At 63.9% G+C, this 16984-nt stretch carries 13 protein-coding genes; 10 read left to right on the forward strand and 3 right to left on the reverse strand.

Features of this window, described 5'->3' with window-relative positions; translation table 11 throughout:
* Positions 1 to 146 precede the first annotated feature (146 nt).
* Genes FSY59_RS19080 through FSY59_RS19090 form a run of 3 tightly spaced genes read left to right on the forward strand, consistent with a single transcriptional unit; the run spans position 147 to position 4338 of the window.
* Positions 147 to 2459 carry a hypothetical protein gene (locus FSY59_RS19080; RefSeq protein WP_148729080.1) on the forward strand — a complete coding sequence of 771 codons (2313 nt, stop codon included), beginning with the start codon at positions 147 to 149 and terminating at the stop codon, positions 2457 to 2459.
* Complete coding sequence (locus FSY59_RS19085) at positions 2441 to 3643, forward strand: hypothetical protein (protein ID WP_148729081.1); 1203 nt, start codon at positions 2441 to 2443, stop codon at positions 3641 to 3643. The genes FSY59_RS19080 and FSY59_RS19085 overlap by 19 nt, the downstream gene beginning before the upstream one ends.
* Positions 3640 to 4338, forward strand: coding sequence for a DUF1266 domain-containing protein (locus FSY59_RS19090; RefSeq protein ID WP_003051398.1), 699 nt, complete (start codon positions 3640 to 3642; stop codon positions 4336 to 4338). The genes FSY59_RS19085 and FSY59_RS19090 overlap by 4 nt, the downstream gene beginning before the upstream one ends.
* 63 nt (positions 4339 to 4401) lie before the next feature.
* On the opposite strand, the gene FSY59_RS19095 is transcribed toward FSY59_RS19090, so the two are convergent.
* The gene (locus tag FSY59_RS19095) at positions 4402 to 4980 is read right to left on the reverse strand and encodes a C40 family peptidase (protein ID WP_003051395.1); all 579 of its coding nucleotides are present in this window, start codon (positions 4978 to 4980) and stop codon (positions 4402 to 4404) included.
* A gap of 293 nt (positions 4981 to 5273) precedes the next feature.
* A complete protein-coding gene (ffh, locus tag FSY59_RS19100; protein WP_003051390.1) occupies positions 5274 to 6662 on the reverse strand; it encodes a signal recognition particle protein in 1389 nt (462 codons plus the stop codon).
* 465 nt (positions 6663 to 7127) lie between these two features.
* Here ffh and FSY59_RS19105 point away from each other — a divergent pair, with 465 nt between their 5' ends.
* From FSY59_RS19105 to ampD, 5 genes are read left to right on the forward strand one after another with little or no spacing between them, the layout of a single operon-like run.
* Positions 7128 to 7934 carry an inner membrane protein YpjD gene (locus tag FSY59_RS19105; RefSeq protein ID WP_050872476.1) on the forward strand — a complete coding sequence of 269 codons (807 nt, stop codon included), beginning with the start codon at positions 7128 to 7130 and terminating at the stop codon, positions 7932 to 7934.
* Positions 7931 to 8176, forward strand: a complete 246-nt coding sequence (locus FSY59_RS19110; RefSeq protein WP_003051384.1) for a PP0621 family protein — start codon at positions 7931 to 7933, stop codon at positions 8174 to 8176. Before FSY59_RS19105 ends, FSY59_RS19110 begins: the two co-directional genes overlap by 4 nt.
* A gap of 4 nt (positions 8177 to 8180) precedes the next feature.
* Complete coding sequence (locus FSY59_RS19115; protein ID WP_003051382.1) at positions 8181 to 9986, forward strand: PAS domain-containing sensor histidine kinase; 1806 nt, start codon at positions 8181 to 8183, stop codon at positions 9984 to 9986.
* Between the two features lie 47 nt (positions 9987 to 10033).
* On the forward strand, positions 10034 to 11491 hold the full coding sequence (locus tag FSY59_RS19120) for a sigma-54 dependent transcriptional regulator (RefSeq protein WP_187427924.1): 1458 nt from the start codon (positions 10034 to 10036) through the stop codon (positions 11489 to 11491).
* Positions 11484 to 12113: a 1,6-anhydro-N-acetylmuramyl-L-alanine amidase AmpD gene (gene ampD / locus FSY59_RS19125; protein ID WP_003051377.1), complete on the forward strand. Its 630-nt coding sequence runs from the start codon at positions 11484 to 11486 to the stop codon at positions 12111 to 12113. Before FSY59_RS19120 ends, ampD begins: the two co-directional genes overlap by 8 nt.
* Positions 12114 to 12160: 47 nt before the next feature.
* Here ampD and FSY59_RS19130 read toward each other — a convergent pair whose 3' ends face one another.
* A complete protein-coding gene (locus FSY59_RS19130) occupies positions 12161 to 12373 on the reverse strand; it encodes a hypothetical protein (RefSeq protein WP_148729083.1) in 213 nt (70 codons plus the stop codon).
* A 243-nt stretch (positions 12374 to 12616) separates the two neighbouring features.
* Between FSY59_RS19130 and FSY59_RS19135 the strand changes: the two genes are divergently transcribed.
* Entirely contained in the window at positions 12617 to 15526 is a 2910-nt protein-coding gene (locus FSY59_RS19135; protein ID WP_003051374.1) for a ribonucleoside-diphosphate reductase subunit alpha, read from the forward strand.
* Between the two features lie 215 nt (positions 15527 to 15741).
* Positions 15742 to 16833, forward strand: a complete 1092-nt coding sequence (locus FSY59_RS19140) for a ribonucleotide-diphosphate reductase subunit beta (RefSeq protein ID WP_003051372.1) — start codon at positions 15742 to 15744, stop codon at positions 16831 to 16833.
* The last annotated feature ends 151 nt before the right edge of the window (positions 16834 to 16984 follow it).

A 16984-nucleotide genomic window follows, 5' to 3' on the forward strand; every position in this document is an offset into this window, starting at 1 on the left:
GCCATGCCGCGCAGGCTTTTTTCATGACTGGCTATAAATTTTGTAACAAATAGTCATGCCTTGCCGGATGGCACACGCCCTTGCAATCCGCAGCTAGGATGGTGGCCTATTGGGGCCAAGCTGCCTCGGATTGAACTCTGTACACCATGAACCAAACTGCTGCACTGCAAGGCGACGCCATCTACGCCCTGCTGGATCAAGCCCATGAGCTACTGAACGACTACAACGACGACAAGCCCGGCAGCATCAGCCGTCAGGACCGCATCGCGGCGGCGGTGGAATTGATGGGTCAGCAGAACTTTGCCCCGGCCACCGTGCAGGAACTCGAGCGCGTGCACGACTTCTGGCTGTACCTTGATCAGCCCGAAGCGGCCAACACCTTGCTGCAGCAGCATCGCGCTGCCGTCCTTTCCGGCGCCGACGAGCTGATTCCTGCCGAAGCAATGCTGCGCCTGAACCTCAGCGACATCCAGAGCCGCATGGGCTTTGACCAGCCCTCCGCGCGCGCCCTGCTGGGATCGGCAGCGCTGGCCATTGCCCGACTGCCCGAAGCCGTGGACAGCGACAACTACTGGTATGGCTGGCACTGGATGGCCTCGGAGCTGCAGGCCTGGGATGCAGCAGCCACCGGGCTTGAGCTGCAACGCGGCCAGGAGCGCCGCAATCCCGATCTGGCCGAAGATGCGGCCTACCTCGATGCCATCGTCTGCGTTCGCAAGGCGGAAATGGCCCACAAAGGCGGCCACGTCAGCGAGGCTGCCAGCCTGGTGCAGAACGCCATCAACCTGCTGCGCGATGCCGCCCCCGACCAGCAGGTGGACTTTGATCGCTGGATGACGCTGGCCGATCATGTGCTGCCGCTGGCTCCGCAAAGCCTGCCGGCCTTGCTCATGGCCTGCGAGCAGCAGCTCGGCGTCCTGGAAAATCCCCCGCCTTCGCAGGCCGTCAAGGCACATCGCCAGGTCAAGATCCTGCGGCTGCAGGCCCAGGCCTGCGCGCAGGCCGGTCAGCTGGAAGCGGCCCTGCAGCTGGCCCCTCAGGGACACTTCGGCCTGACGGATGATTCGGGCGATCCCTTCACCGCCTCCTGGCTGGGCTGGCTGGAGCAGACCGGCCGCTTGAAGCAAGCCGCCGATCTGGCGCTGGAGAGCGTGCTTCACGCGCGTCCCGTCTCGGCCGTCGCCGCCTTCGAGCTGGCCAAGAAGCAGTTCAGCAACGACCCGGCCAACGCCATCACCTGGGCCCTGGTTCTGGCCATCGCCCAGGCCGACGAGGACATGCGCCAGCTGCTCGCGCAGGAGGAGATGCCGCTGCACCCGGCGGATTTCTATCTGAACATGGTGCGTGCGGCCCAGCCAGCCCATCCGGTGCTGGCCTTGCTCGACGGCCTGCGTCTGGCACGCAAGCGCCAGATGGAACAGGCCCTGCCGCTGCTGGAAATCGGCGTGGGCCAGCATCCCGAGATGGCCGACAGCGACAAGCTGCCCACGCTCTGGGCGGCGCGCTTTGCCGCACTGCCGCTGGAAGAAGCGCTGGCCAGGCCCTTCCCCGACGCCCATGGCGCGCACTGGTGCTATGCCGCCGGCGTGGTCCTGGACGATGCCGACGATCTGGCGCCGCTGATGGGCGGCAAGAAGAAGGTGCCGGCACAGGAGGTGCGCGAGCCTCTGGTGGTGCGCTACTACGAGCAGGGCCTGGCCCGCTTCGAGCACTTCTGGACCAGCGGCCAGGGCCGCTTCAAGGACGCCGACCTGCATGTCTACTCCATGCTGTGCAACAACCTGGCCATCAAGTACCGCTTCATGGACCGCTACGACGAGGCCGCCGAGCTGCACCACAAGGGGCTGGGCAGCAGCCCGTTTGCCGAGCACCACAACGGCCTGCTGTGGTGTGCCGTGGGCAAAGACGACGACGCGCAGACCGTGGTCGAGGCCGAGCGCCTCTGGCATTTCGCCCAGGAGCATGGCTACAGCCGTCATGAGCCCACGCGCTATTTCTCCACCGTCGCACTGTCGCTCTACAAGCTCGACCGCGACGACGAGATCAGCATCTGGATGGAGCGTCTGGACCAGTGGTTCCACGACCTCGACGAGGACGAGCAGCGCGGGGTGCGACGTAACTACCTGGCGTCCCTGATGTCCATGCTGGACTTTTTCTCGAGCACGCGCCCCGAGCTGGTGCTGCCGCGTCTGCGCACACATCAGCAGGAGATCGTTGCGCTGCAGGACTGCTATCCACTGCGCCGCCTGGCCTGTGCGCTGGAAGCCTATCCCGAGCTTCTGGAAGAGTCCGTGGCGCTGCACAAGCAGGCCAACAGCTATCTGGACCAGGACGACGACGAAGACGAGCGGCGCATGTCGCAGTCCGGCATCGAGCGTGCCGAGCGCAAGCTGGCCGAGCGCGATGCCCAGGCCGGAGCTGCAGCAGCGGGTCGCAAGCCATGGTGGAAATTCTGGTGAATCAGGTCATAGAGAAAACCGCTGCCGCCAGCGCCTACAAGGCGCGCGATGTGGTCAACGCGCCGGCCATCAAGCAGCGCATCAAGGAACGCAGCGCCGAGCGCGGCGACGCGGCCGAGGTCGCGGCCTGGCTGGGCAATCACTTCTACCGCCATGTGGTGGGCAATCTGCAGGCCGACGAGCCGGCCGTGCTGCGCATTGGCGATATCCAGCAGTTGCAGGAGCTGACGGGCCGCCAGCAGCCGCCAGCCTGGGCGCTGGAGCGCCTGGAGCGCAGACAGGCCGGCTTCGAGCTGCCCGAGCTCTGGTGGGTGCAGCCCGACAGCGCAGCCCTGCTGGCGCTGGAGACGCGACTGGTGGAATTTCTCTCCACCCGTAAGGGCACTTCGCTCGAAGGCAAGCTGCAGCGCGTGAACTGCCCTCAGGCGCTGGCGCGCTGGACGCTGGAGCATCTGGCCTTCGAGAAAAAGCAGAGCAGCGGCCGTGTCGAGCACAGCTCGGGCGCCGTGCACGGGCTGCTGCGCGGCCAGCACGGCACGTTCGTGGAGTTCGACGCCACAAGTGCGCAGGTGCGCCAGGAAATGGCCTATGAGAGCCAGATGATGGGCCACTGCGTGGGCCAGTTCGCCAACCGCAAGTCCTTCAGCGGCGGCTATGGCGAGCATTACGCCGAGGGCCTGGAATCGGGGCGCATGCGGCTGTTCAGCTACCGCACGGGCACGGCCCAGCCGCGCATCACCGTCAACGCCTATGTGCAAAAGGACGGCAAGCTGCAGATCGAGCAGATCAAGGGCAAGCAGAACCGGCCGCCGATCGCGCGCTATATGCCCGATGTGGTGACCTTGCTCAACCATCTGCCGCTCAATGACGAGGTGCCCGAGGACGCGCTGTCCATGGGCATTGTGCGCCGCCCGCCCGAGGTGCTGAAGTCCCATCCGGGGCTGGCGCCCTGGTGCTCGGTGCAGGAGTTGCAGACCGACGCCGAGCAGCTGTGGCTGATGCAGCAGCACCCCGCACTGCTGCCGCAGCTCAATCTGCAGTCGCCGCTGATGCAGTGGATGGTGGCTGCACGCAAGGACTCGCTGGACAGCGAAGTCATCGAGCGCATGCCCAAATCCGCCGCGCTGCAGCAGACCTTGCTGATGGCCAGAAAGCGCCCTGGCCGCTCAGGAGTGCGCTCATGAACGCATGGACGATTCTCCTGCTTGTCGTGGCCCTGATTTTCTGGGTGCTGCGCGGCGGCTTCAAGCGCCTCAAGGAGGCCAAGCAGCGCGGCGACCTCATCAGCTACCAGGCCGGCAGCCAGGAACGCAACTGGGCCCTGGCCCTGGCCCACCCCATGGCCTACCACGCCATGCAGGGCGGCTTTGCCAGCGATCTGCATGGCGCCGACGATGCACTGGCCAAACAGCTGCGCCCCATGATCCTGCACCACCTGGGCCTGCGCACCGACCTCAGCGACGAACAGGTGCGCCAGCAGCTGCCCGATGCCATGCGCCAGCGCTGGTTCATGCTGGATCTGCAGCGCCTGCAGCGCAGCGACGATGCGCGCGCCGCCATGGCGTTTGCCTGCGCGCGCGTGACCTTTTTTGTGCGCAGCGCCAGGCTGCTGGACTGGGTGGACGAAGCCCTGCACTGGGACATCCTGCAGCTCAATGCCCAGCGCGCCCAGCAATGCTTCGACAGCTGGCTGGCCTTCGGCCAGGCCTATGCCCAGGGCCGCACCCAATGGCTGGCGCAGGGGCGCAGCGATGTGCTGGGCAAGGCCTTCACAAGCGAAGAGGTGGCCCAATGGGTGACGCAGGAGCAGCACCCCTGGCATGCGATGCGCTGGGATCTGCCCCTGAGCGGCGATGGGGCTGCAGCGCCCGCGGCATAGGCTGACAACGCAGGTAAAAAAGGGACTGCCAGGCAGTCCCTTTTCGCATCCGCCGCGCGCCGCTCAGGCAAAGATGCTGCGCGCTTCGGTGAATCGCTTGGCGAAGTACACATTGTCCATGCGCACCCGCTGCACCGTCCCGCCGCTGGACGGCGCATGCACAAACTGTCCGTTGCCGACAAAAATGCCCATATGGGAATAGCGCCCGCCCAGGGTGTTGAAGAACACGAAGTCGCCGCGCATCAGATCGCGCCCGTCCACCGGATTGCTGGCCTGTGCCCATTGCGATGTGGTGCGGGGCAGACGGGTTTCCGTGATGCCGCCAACGGCCCACTGGATCAGTCCGCTGCAGTCAAAACCGCCCTCAGGGGAATTGCCGCCGTAGGTGTAGGGCGTGTTGACCACCAGCATGGTGCGCGCCAGCAGGGACTCGCGCAGCTCGGCATCCAGGCTCAGCGCATTGAGCGGGCGCACCGATGAGCCACCTTGCGCAGCAGGCCGGGGCTTGTCTTTGGTGGTGGAGCACCCTGCCAGCAGCGCAAGCAGCGAGCCCGCCAGCAGCAGCGCGCTGCGGCGCTCCAGACATTGAGGCAGAGGTTGCCGCTGACCCGCCTCCCCGAAAGTCCTGTCTTGTAGCTTCATGGAAAGGCATGTTCTCAGAAAGCCGCCTGCACATCCAGCAATTGCCCCGGATTGGCGCGCTTCTTTACAAAAAAGTGAGCTGCTCTCGCTTGTCATGCCTTTGATTCAGATGCATTTCTCATCCAAACCCATAAACAACAAGCGCAAGCAGCTCACTTTTTTAAATACCCTTAGAAACTGACACGCCCCAGCAAAGGGACAGCCAGCAAGAGCCGCCTCGCAGCGAGGCTGTCGTCCCCCTTGGGGGCGCCCGGCCAGGGGAAGCCGCGCAGCGGCTCAGGGGGGATCAAATATCAGAACGGCAGCTTGGGCATGCCGCCGCCCATCATTCCCTTCATACCCTTCATGCCGCCCATCTTCTTCATCATCTTCATCAGGCCGCCGCCCTTGAACTTCTTCATCATGGTCTGCATCTGCTCGAACTCCTTGAGCAGGCGGTTGACCTCCTGGACCTGGACGCCGGCGCCGTCGGCAATGCGCTTCTTGCGCGTGGCCTTGATGATTTCAGGCTTTTTGCGCTCCTTGAGCGTCATGGAGCAGATGATGCCTTCCTTGCGCTTGATCTCGCGCTCGGCCTTGTCCATATCGACCTGACCAGCCTTGCCGGCCAGCTCGGCGGGCAGCTTGTCCATCAGGGTCGAGAGACCGCCCATCTGCTTCATCTGCTGCAGCTGGGCCAGAAAGTCGTTGAGGTCGAAGCCGTCGCCACTCTTGAGCTTCTCGGCCATCTTCTGCGCGGCTTCCATGTCCACGCCCTTGGTGACCTGCTCGACCAGGGCCACGATGTCGCCCATACCCAGCACGCGCTGTGCGTGGCGGTCGGCGTCAAAGACTTCCAGGCCGTCGATCTTTTCCGAGACACCGGCGAACTTGATGGGCGCGCCCGTGATCTGGCGCACCGACAGCGCCGCACCGCCGCGCGAATCGCCGTCGAGCTTGGTCAGCACGATACCGGTCAGCGGCAGCGCTTCCTTGAAGGCCTTGGCGGTGTTGACCGCATCCTGGCCCTGCATGGCATCGACTACGAACAGGGTTTCGACGGGCTTGAGCGTGGCGTGCAAATCCTTGATTTCGGCCATCAGCAACTCATCGATGGCCAGACGGCCGGCCGTATCCACCAGCAGCACATCGAAGAAATGCTTTTTGGCGTAGTCGATCGCAGCCACGGCGATATCGTGGGGCTTCTGATCGGGCGTGGAAGGAAACCACTCGGCGCCGGCCTGGGCCGTGACGGTCTTGAGCTGCTCGATGGCCGCAGGGCGATACACGTCACCCGAGACCGTGAGCACCTTTTTCTTGCGCTTCTCGATCAGATGCTTGGCCAGCTTGGCCGTGGTGGTGGTCTTGCCCGCGCCCTGCAGGCCGGCCATCAGAATGACGGCGGGCGGCTGGGCATTGAGGTTGATGTCGGCCACGCCTTCGCCCATGGTCGCCGCCAACTCCTTGTTGACGATGGACACCAGCACCTGGCCGGGCTGCAGTGAGCTGATGACTTCCTGGCCCAGCGCCTTTTCCTTGACGCGGGCGATGAAGTCGCGCACCACGGGCAGGGCCACGTCGGCCTCCAGCAAGGCCATGCGCACTTCGCGCAGCATGTCCTGGACGTTGGATTCGGTGATGCGGGCCTGGCCGCGCATCTCCTTGACAAGGCGCGAGAGTTTATCGGTGAGTGCGGAGGCCATAAGCAAAAAGCATTCGAAAGTTATGGATGGGGAGTCGTGCGCGAGCGCGGCACGGGTCTCCGGGCAGCTTGCAGGCCGAACCTGGCGGGACCCGGATGGGCGGGACGAAGCGGCATGAACCCGCATTTTACCCGCTGCCCTTCGCGAACGATGCCCTGCAGGCTTGCCGTGACCTGCCCCGGGCGCGCAAAGCCCGTGCAGCCCCTCGCCAGAGGCGGGCCGGGCCCGCAAGAGAGCGACCCGGAGCACTCTGCAAGACCTTGGGCATCGCGGGAGATTGCGCCAGCCCGGCTGCCGGCCGCCAGGCGAAAGCCCTTGGAAATGAGGCTCGACGTCTGCTCGGCGGCTGTGCAGGCGCTCAAACCCAGGTCGCAAGCGGCTTCGGCTGCGCTTTATGCGCAAATTTGACGCATGGCAGCATCCTGCAAAGCATGAGTGCAGGCCCGCGGCACTATCATAGAAAGCATGCTTTCCCAACCGCTCACTGCAGCTGGCCCCATTGGCTGGATTCTGGCCCTGGCAGCAGCCATTGCCTATGCCATCCCTGCACTTGCCAGCCGGCATCTGCAAGAAACCGGCGCCCGCCGCTGCCTGCGCCTGGCCTGGGCCCTGCATGCCCTGCTGCTGGGCTGGGGCCTGCTGGGCGAGCAGCCGCGCTTCGGCTTCGCACCCGCACTCTCGATCACCGCCTGGCTGGTGCTGACCGTCTATGTGGTCGAGCAGCAGCTGTACCCGCAGCTGCGCTCACGCTGGCCGCTGTCCATACTGGGAAGTGTGGCCGTGCTGCTGGCCGTGGTGTTTCCCGGCACTCCGCTGCATGTCAACGCCTCGGCCTGGCTGCCGCTGCATCTGGCCCTGGGCATTGCTTCCTACGGCCTGTTTGCCGCAGCCGTCGTGCACGGGGCGCTGATGAGCCATGCCGAGCGGCAGATGCGCCAGGGCGGCGACCATGACAGCGGACTGCCTCTGCTGACCCTGGAGCGGCTGACCTTCCGCTTTGTCGGTGCCGGCTTTGTGCTGCTGACCGCCACGCTGGCCGCAGGCTGGCTGTTTGGCGAGCAGCTCTACGGCAAGGCCTGGGTGTGGAATCACAAATCCGTTTTCTCGCTGCTGTCCTGGCTGGCTTTCGCCGTGCTGCTGTTCGGGCGCAAGCGATTTGGCTGGCGCGGCCAGAGCGCCGTGCGCGTTCTCTATATCGGCGCCATCTTTCTGCTGCTGGCCTATGTCGGCTCGCGCTTTGTGATTGAAGTCCTGCTGGAGCGCGCGGCATGAAGTATTTGCTGGTCCTGCTGGTCGTGGTGGTGGCAGTCGGCATCTGGCGCAGCAAGCGCCGCGCCGAAGCGGCAGAGCCCACCCGGACGGCCACCACTCTCCCGCAAGCTCAGACCATGGTGGCCTGCGCACACTGCGGCCTACACCTGCCGCAGGCAGATGCCGTAAGCGATGCCTCGGGCCAGAGCTTCTGCAGCACGGAACATCGCCGCCTGGCCCAGCAAGAACCCGGCAGCCACTGATCCCATGGTGAACTCCACCTCACCCTGGCAGCACACCGCCATTCCGCTGGATGCGGCCATCAGCCGGCGCGCGGACGCCAGCCTCAACGCCCCGTTTGTGCGCCTGTGGCAGGCCTTCCTCAGCGGCCGCGTGCTGCTGGCGCTGGCCCTCATCCTGCTTCAGACGCTGAACCTGCAGCTGCAGAACATCAGCTCGCCCCTGGCCTGGCTGATCTGTTTCACCTATCTGGCACTCACCGTGGTGCTGCGTCTGGCTGCAGCACGGCATTTGCCAGCACCTCGCGCAGCCCTGCAATGGCTGCCCGTGATCGGTGTCGACATCGCGGTGATCTTTCTGCTGCAGATCTTTCAGGTCGGCTCGCTCAACTACACGGCGCTGCTGGCCATTCCCGTCCTGATCTCCTCGGCACTGGGCGGGCTGATGCTGGCCTTTGGCGCCACGGCCGGCATCACGCTGCTGACGCTGGCCTACACCTTCTGGCAATACCATGGCGGCCTCAACGATGGCGCCCAGTCCTATTACCAGGCGGCTTTTTCCTGTGCCGGCTATTTCTGCGTGGCCTACCTCACGCACGAGCTGGCCAAGCGTGTCCGGCGCGAGCGCTCCCAGGCCTTGTTCGACCGCTTGCGCACCCAGACCCAGGAGCAGGTCAACAGCCTGGTGATCAACCACTTCTCCGACGGGGTGCTGGTGGTCGACTCCAGCCTGCAGGTGCTGCAGGCCAACCCCGCCGCGCTGCAGCTGCTGGGCCTGACCATGGATCACCCCCAGCCTTTTTCCCTGCAGGCCCACAACTGGTGGGAGCCTCTGGCGCATGCAACACAGGCCAGCTTTGCCCATGCCCGCCCGCTGTCCGCCACGATCCATCTGCAGGCCCATGAGCGGCACGGCGCCACGGGCATCCATGTGCGCACACGCATCACCGAGGTTTCGGCGCCCTATCTGGACGAAGGTCCGCAGGCGCAAGCCAGCCACTCGCTGTGCGTCATGTTTCTTCACGACCTGCGCGAGATGGAGGCGCAGCTGCGCACTGAAAAGCTGGCCTCCATGGGCCGCATGTCGGCCGCCGTGGCGCATGAGATACGCAATCCTCTGGCCGCCATCACCCAGGCCAATGCACTGCTGGCCGAGGACCTGAGCAGCCAGCCGGGCCCCCAGCAGCTATGCCGCATCGTGGGCCAGAACGCCGACCGGCTGGCCCGCATTGCCGAGGAGATCCTCAATCTGGCGCGCGTGCAACAGGACTCGGAAACCCATCAGGGTCAGTCGCTGCCGCTGGACAATCTGCTGGCCCAGATCAGCCATGAATGGCGCATGCAGGCCACGCCATCCCGCCAGCTATTGCTGCGGCTCAATGCAACGGCTCGCCATATCCTGTTCGATGAAGAGCATCTGCGCCGCGTGCTGATCAACCTGCTGGACAATGCCCAGCGCCACCGCAGCAACGCCGGCGATGAGACGGGCCTGCGGCTGATCAGCGGCCATGGGCCTCTGAACGGCCAGCTCCAGGGTCTCGCGCCGCAGGACGACATCTGCTGGTTCATGGTCTGGAGTGACGGGGCGCCGCTGGATTCCAGCGTCGAGCGCCATCTGTTCGAGCCCTTCTTCTCCTCCCAGAGCCGCTCCAGCGGCCTTGGACTCTATATCTGCCGAGAGCTCTGCCAGCGCTACGATGCCTCCATCAGCTATCAGCGCCTGAGCCTGCACACGCCGCAAGGCAATGTGGACGGCAACGCCTTTATCGTGACTCTGCGCAGCGGCCCTGCCTCGCTCGCAAGCCACACCCTGTTTGACTCGATCATGGTGTAAGCCCAGTGACATCCTCGCCTCACTCCTCCGCAGCAGCCAGCATTCTCGTGGTCGACGATGAACCCGATCTGCGCACGCTCTACGAGCTGACGCTGCTGCGCGAAGGCTACCGCGTGGAAACCGCAGGCTCGGTCCAGGAAGGCAGGGCCCAGTTGCAGAAGCGCCATTTCGATGTCGTGATTACCGATATGCGCCTGCCCGACGGGATCGGCATGGAGCTATTGCTGCAGCTGCGCGATCCGTCGCGCAGCGAGCGCTGCATCGTCATGACGGCCTACGGCTCGGCCGAGAATGCCGTGGAAGCCTTGCGCGCCGGCGCCTTCGACTATCTGACCAAGCCCGTGGACCTGCGCCAGTTCCGCCAGGTCGTGGCCTCAGCCGTACAAGGCATGGGCGCAGTGCCCAAGCCCGGCAGCCAGCAGGCCGGCGAAAGCGCACCGGCCCATGGAGCGGGGCCGGCAGCCCAGCCTGGCGCGCTGGAAGCGCTGGTGGGCAACTCTCAGGCCATGCAACGCGTCAAGCAGCGCATCGCCAAGGTCGCCAAGGGCATGGCTCCCGTGCTGATCCACGGTGAATCCGGCACGGGCAAGGAGCTGGTGGCGCGCGCCCTGCATGCCTGCAGCCAGCGGGCCGAAGGCCCCATGGTCGCCGTCAACTGCGGCGCCATCCCGGAAAACCTGCTCGAAGCCGAGTTCTTCGGCGCCCGCAAGGGCTCCTATACCGGAGCCACGCAGGACAGGCCAGGCTACTTTCAGGCCGCTCAGGGCGGCACCCTGTTTCTCGACGAGATCGGCGACCTGCCCCTGGCCATGCAGGCCAAGCTGCTGCGCGCCATCCAGGAGCGCAAGATCCGCCCGCTGGGCAGCACCCAGGAAGAAGCCGTCGATGTGCGCATCCTCAGCGCCACCCACCGCGACCTGAGCGCGCAAGTGCAGTCCGGCAATTTCCGCCAGGATCTGTTCTATCGGCTCAACGTCATCGAAATCGAGCTGCCCGCGCTGCGCGAGCGCCGCGAAGACCTGGGCCAGCTCTGCCAGGCTTTGCTGCAAAAGCTGGCCCGCGAGTCCGGCCTGCCCACGCCGGAGCTGGACGAGATCAGCCTCCGCCAGATCGCCGGGCTGCCGCTGCCCGGCAATGTGCGCGAGCTGGAAAACGTGCTGCACCGCGCCATTGCACTGGGCGATGAAGGCCCGCTGCGCCTGCCCGAATCCGGCCCCGGCCCCGGCGCCGGTGCTTCGGCAGCGATGCCAGCCCCGGTCTCAGGCACTCAGGCATCGGAGACCGGCGCACCGGCGCCTCAGCACGCGGGCAGTCCGGCCACGCTGCCCGAGGATCTGCAAGGCTGGCTCGACGAGCAGGAGCGCAGCATTCTGGTCAGAGCCCTGCAGGACAACGGCTTCAACCGCACGGCCACGGCGGCCAGGCTGGGCATCAGCCTGCGCCAGATCCGCTACCGCATCGACCGGCTGGGCATCGACCTGCCACACCAGAGCGACAATGTCTGATACCGCCCCCCTTGCCCAAAACCTGCCGCAGCAGCCGGCGTGGCAGGCCGGCTGGTATGGCGCAGCGCGCCACCTGGCCTCGCCCAATTTCGGCCCGCGCCCCGAGCAGGCAAGGATCGACCTCGTCGTTATCCATTCCATCAGCCTGCCTCCGGGCCAGTACGGCACGGGCGCGGTCCAGCAACTGTTCACCAATCAGCTGGACTGGGACGCCCATCCTTATTACCAGGGCATTCGCGGCCTCGAAGTCTCGTCCCATTTCTTTGTCACGCGCCAGGGCGAGATCTGGCAGTTCGTCAGCTGCGACGACCGTGCCTGGCATGCCGGCGTAAGCCAGTGGCGCGGGCGCGATCGCTGCAACGACGACTCCATTGGCATAGAGCTGGAAGGCCTGGAAGGCCTGAGCTTCGAAGCCCCCCAGTACCAGGCCCTGCAGCAGCTTTGCAGCGCCATCGCCGCGCAATACCCGGTGCACTACATCGCCGGGCACGAGCACATCGCACCCGGACGCAAGCAGGATCCCGGCCCTGGCTTTGACTGGCAGCGCCTGCAGCAGCAGCTGGGCAGCGCGGACGGCACCCGGTCATGGGAATTTCCGCCACGCGCTTCACAGCCGGCCTGATTTTTTCATAGCACCTTCCACTCTCCATATCTTGAATTTCTGGTGATTCAGCACTGAAGTCGCCTGATGACAGGTGTCAGACGCTCCTCTTTTTGTAGGCCCGCATCATCCATCGCTTCCGCACCTGTAAGCGGCATGTCAATGGCGCGCGCAACAACTGTCGCCTGCATCAAACACGCAAATTTTTTACATATTTCCGGTCCGCTCTCCCGCCGCGCGCAACCGCGCCACAGGCCTTTATTCATGCGGGATGAAGTCATTTTTTCAGCTGTCAAGCGGTGGCCGAAATGTCAGATTCAGTAGTTTCATCAGGTCAGCCAGTTTTAAGCGCGATACACTACCGGTAGTGTTTAAGGGCGCCTCAGACCCCATATCTAGTGTTTACAAGCTGTGCACACCCTGTGCAAACCATGTGTAGACCAAGGCGCCGAATCGTGTTTTTGATGGCCTGCCCACAGTGCAGGCCTTTGTCTGCCTATCCACATACTGACTCAGAGGAACTTATGCAAGAAGCGTTGAACTCACTGCCTTCTGCCGCACCTGCCGGTGCAGCCAATTCTTCCTCCCCCAATGACAGCTACCAGATCATCCGCCGCAGCGGCGATGTGGTGGCTTTCGCACCCCAGAAGATTGCCGTGGCCCTGACCAAGGCTTTCCTGGCCGTGCGCGGCGCGCAGGGCGCGGCTTCCGCCAGCGTGCGTGACACCGTCAACGAGCTCACCGACGGCGTGGTGCGCGCCCTGGTGCGTTCGCGTCCCGATGGCGGAACCTTCCATATCGAAGATGTGCAGGACCAGGTCGAGCTGGGCCTGATGCGCGCCGGTCACCAGGACGTGGCCCGCGCCTATGTGCTGTACCGCGAGCGCCGCAACCAGGAACGTGCCGAGCAGAAGAAGGTCGCCGAAGTGGCAGCCGCTGCCGCCACCAAGCCCGTGCTGCATGTGACCGACAACGGCCAGCGCGTGCCGCTGAACCAGGAGCGCCTGGAAGCCCTGATCGTCGCTTCCTGCGGCAATCTGAATGCCGACATCCAGTCCGCCCCCATCGTGGCCGAAACCCTGCGCAATCTGTATGACGGCGTGCCTCTGGCCGAGGTCTACAAGGCGTCCATCCTGGCCGCACGTACGCTGATCGAAAAAGACCCCGACTACACCTACGTCACCGCCCGCCTGCTGCTGCACACCATCGTGCGCGAAGTCATGGGCCGCGACGTGCAGCCCGCAGAAATGCAGGCCGCCTATGCCGACTACTTCCCCGGCTTTGTGCAAAAAGGCGTGGACAACGAGCTGCTCAACCCCGAGCTGCTGAACTACGACCTGCCCCGTCTGGCCAAGGCCCTGAAGGCCGAGCGCGACGAACAGTTCGACTACCTGGGTCTGCAGACCCTGTACGACCGCTACTTCCTGCACGTGCGCAAGACCCGCATCGAGCTGCCCCAGTCCTTCTTCATGCGCGTGGCCATGGGCCTGGCACTGAACGAGCCCGACCGCAACGCCCGTGCCATCGAGTTCTACGAACTGCTGTCGTCCTTCGACTTCATGTCGTCCACTCCCACGCTGTTCAACAGCGGCACGCTGCGTTCGCAGCTGTCGTCCTGCTACCTGACCACCGTGCCCGACGACCTGGACGGCATCTACGAATCCATCAAGGAAAATGCGCTGCTGTCCAAGTTTGCTGGCGGCCTGGGCAATGACTGGACCCGTGTGCGTGCCCTGGGCTCGCGCATCAAGGGCACCAACGGCGAATCGCAAGGCGTGGTTCCCTTCCTCAAGGTGGTCAACGACACAGCCGTTGCCGTGAACCAGGGTGGCAAGCGCAAGGGCGCGGTCTGTACCTATCTGGAATCCTGGCACCTGGACATCGAAGAATTCCTGGAGCTGCGCAAGAACACCGGCGACGACCGCCGCCGCACCCACGACATGAACACGGCGAACTGGATTCCCGACCTGTTCATGAAGCGCGTGATGGAAGCAGGCCAGTGGACCCTGTTCTCGCCCGCCGACGCTCCCGATCTGCACGATCTGTACGGCGAAGCCTTCGAGAAGGCCTACACCGCCTATGAAGCCAAGACCGACAGCGGCGAGCTCAAGCTGTTCAAGCGCGTGCCTGCCGTGGATCTGTGGCGCAAGATGCTCTCGATGCTGTTCGAGACCGGCCATCCCTGGATCACCTTCAAGGACCCTTGCAACATCCGCTCGCCCCAGCAGCACGTGGGTGTGGTGCACTCGTCCAATCTGTGCACCGAGATCACGCTCAACACCAGCGACACCGAAACCGCTGTCTGCAACCTGGGCTCGGTGAACCTGGTCCAGCACATCAAGGACGGCAAGATCGACCACGACAAGCTGCGCAAGACCGTGAACACGGCCATGCGCATGCTGGACAACGTGATCGACATCAACTACTACGCCGTGCAAAAGGCCAAGGACTCCAATCTGCGCCATCGCCCTGTGGGCATGGGCCTGATGGGTTTCCAGGATGCGCTGTATGAAATGCGCACCGCCTACGCCAGCCAGGGCGCAGTCGAGTTTGCCGACGAAGCCATGGAAGCCATCTGCTACTACGCTTACTGGGCATCGACCGAGCTGTCCAAGGAACGTGGCACCTACTCCACCTTCAAGGGATCGCTGTGGGATCAGGGCATCCTGCCCCCCGACACCCTGAAGCTGCTGGAAAAGGCCCGCGGCGGCTATGTGGAAGTGGATCGCTCCGCCAAGCTGGACTGGGACGCCCTGCGCGCCAAGATCGCCAAGGACGGCATGCGCAACTCCAACTGCGTGGCCATCGCCCCCACCGCCACCATCTCCAACATCGTGGGTGTGGATGCCTCGATCGAGCCTTCGTTCGGCAACCTGTCCGTGAAGTCCAATCTGTCGGGCGAATTCACCGTCATCAACCAGTACCTGGTGCGCGACCTCAAGCGCCTGGGCCTGTGGGACGACGTGATGGTCATGGATCTCAAGCATTTCGACGGCTCGCTGCGCGCCATCGACCGCGTGCCGCAAGAGATCAAGAACCTCTACGCCACCGCGTTCGAAGTCTCGCCCGAATGGCTGGTGGAAGCCGCCTCGCGCCGCCAGAAGTGGATCGACCAGGCCCAGAGCCTGAACATCTACATGGCCGGTGCATCGGGCAAGAAGCTGCACGACACCTACATGCTGGCCTGGCTGCGCGGTCTGAAGACCACCTACTACCTGCGCACCACCAGCGCGACCAATATCGAGAAGTCCACCGTGCAAAGCCGTGTGCTGAACGCCGTGTCCTCCGGTGCTCCTGCCGCTTCGGCGGCCCCTGCGGCCAAGCCTGCGGTCAGCGCACTGGAAGCGGCTGCCGCCGCTGCCCGTGCCCAGGCACCCGCCACGGACATCAAGTTCTGCGCGATTGACGATCCTGGTTGCGAGGCTTGCCAATAAGCTCCCCCTGAGGCGCTTGGCCTAGGCGGCCCCGCGCCTTCCCCCTCTCTCGCTACGCGGGAGGGGGACGACACCCTCGGTGCGCAGCGGCGCTTCCTCGGTGTCTCTCGCTTTAGAGTGCGCCAGTATCTGAGTGGCGCCACTCCATCAATAAATGATTGAAAAGCTGGATGTCGATTGCACTGCGCCCAGCTTTTTCCCTAAAGGAATAACTCATGCTGAGCTTTGACGACGACACCTTTGCCTCTTCCGCCACCAGCGCAGAAGCTGGCGCGTCCACCAGCACCCACAAGCGGGTGAATGCCGCAGACAAGCGCATCATCAACGCCAAGACCGACGTGAACCAGCTGGTTCCCTTCAAGTACAAGTGGGCCTGGGAAAAGTATCTGGCCACCTGCGCCAACCACTGGATGCCGCAGGAAGTGAACATGACGCGCGACATCGCACTGTGGAAGGACCCCAACGGCCTGACCGAAGACGAGCGCCGCATCGTCAAGCGCAACCTGGGCTTCTTTGTGACGGCCGATTCGCTGGCCGCCAACAACATCGTGCTGGGCACCTACCGCCACATCACGGCGCCCGAATGCCGCCAGTTCCTGCTGCGCCAGGCCTTCGAGGAAGCCATCCACACCCATGCCTACCAGTACATCGTGGAATCGCTGGGTCTGGATGAATCGGAAATCTTCAACGCCTACAACGAAGTCCAATCCATCCGCGACAAGGACGAGTTCCTGATCCCCTTCATCGAAGCGATCATGGACCCCAACTTCCACACCGGCACGCCCGAGACCGACCAGACTCTGCTGAAGTCGCTGATCGTTTTTGCCTGCCTGATGGAAGGTCTGTTCTTCTACGTCGGCTTCACGCAGATCCTGGCTCTGGGCCGCCAGAACAAGATGACGGGCGCTGCCGAGCAGTACCAGTACATCCTGCGCGACGAGTCCATGCACTGCAACTTCGGCATCGATCTGATCAACCAGCTCAAGCTCGAGAACCCCCATCTGTGGACGGCCGAGTTCAAGCAGGAAATCACGGAGCTGTTCCAGAGGGCCGTGGAGCTCGAATATCGCTACGCCGAAGACACCATGCCGCGCGGCGTGCTGGGCATGAATGCATCCATGTTCAAGGGCTATCTGCGCTACATCGCCAACCGTCGTGCCACGCAGATCGGTCTCGAAGAGCTGTTCCCCGGTGAAGAAAATCCCTTCCCCTGGATGAGCGAAATGATCGATTTGAAGAAAGAACGTAACTTCTTTGAGACACGAGTGATCGAGTATCAGACCGGAGGCGCACTTTCTTGGGATTAATTGCTTCTAAGCAGGCACAATGCGAGTCATGACTTGCTTCACTTCATTGCTACAAAAAACTGAGATTTTGGCGTGAAGCAAATTTGTGTTCCTAGCGATGCGTAACTCCACATCGCTTTGAATCGTCCGGCACTGCAAAGAGCCGGACGTC

It is taken from the genome of Comamonas sp. Z3 (assembly GCF_008121565.1).
GTDB lineage: Bacteria > Pseudomonadota > Gammaproteobacteria > Burkholderiales > Burkholderiaceae_C > Comamonas > Comamonas brasiliensis.

What these genes read in the sequence shown, in the direction of transcription:
- FSY59_RS19080 (WP_148729080.1), top strand. Translation starts at nt 147, where the DNA reads ATGAACCAAACTGCTGCACTGCAAGGCGACGCCATCTACGCCCTGCTG.
- FSY59_RS19085 (WP_148729081.1), top strand. Translation starts at nt 2,441, where the DNA reads ATGGTGGAAATTCTGGTGAATCAGGTCATAGAGAAAACCGCTGCCGCC.
- FSY59_RS19090 (WP_003051398.1), top strand. Translation starts at nt 3,640, where the DNA reads ATGAACGCATGGACGATTCTCCTGCTTGTCGTGGCCCTGATTTTCTGG.
- FSY59_RS19095 (WP_003051395.1), bottom strand. Translation starts at nt 4,980, where the DNA reads ATGAAGCTACAAGACAGGACTTTCGGGGAGGCGGGTCAGCGGCAACCT.
- ffh (WP_003051390.1), bottom strand. Translation starts at nt 6,662, where the DNA reads ATGGCCTCCGCACTCACCGATAAACTCTCGCGCCTTGTCAAGGAGATG.
- FSY59_RS19105 (WP_050872476.1), top strand. Translation starts at nt 7,128, where the DNA reads ATGCTTTCCCAACCGCTCACTGCAGCTGGCCCCATTGGCTGGATTCTG.
- FSY59_RS19110 (WP_003051384.1), top strand. Translation starts at nt 7,931, where the DNA reads ATGAAGTATTTGCTGGTCCTGCTGGTCGTGGTGGTGGCAGTCGGCATC.
- FSY59_RS19115 (WP_003051382.1), top strand. Translation starts at nt 8,181, where the DNA reads ATGGTGAACTCCACCTCACCCTGGCAGCACACCGCCATTCCGCTGGAT.
- ampD (WP_003051377.1), top strand. Translation starts at nt 11,484, where the DNA reads ATGTCTGATACCGCCCCCCTTGCCCAAAACCTGCCGCAGCAGCCGGCG.
- FSY59_RS19130 (WP_148729083.1), bottom strand. Translation starts at nt 12,373, where the DNA reads ATGACTTCATCCCGCATGAATAAAGGCCTGTGGCGCGGTTGCGCGCGG.
- FSY59_RS19135 (WP_003051374.1), top strand. Translation starts at nt 12,617, where the DNA reads ATGCAAGAAGCGTTGAACTCACTGCCTTCTGCCGCACCTGCCGGTGCA.
- FSY59_RS19140 (WP_003051372.1), top strand. Translation starts at nt 15,742, where the DNA reads ATGCTGAGCTTTGACGACGACACCTTTGCCTCTTCCGCCACCAGCGCA.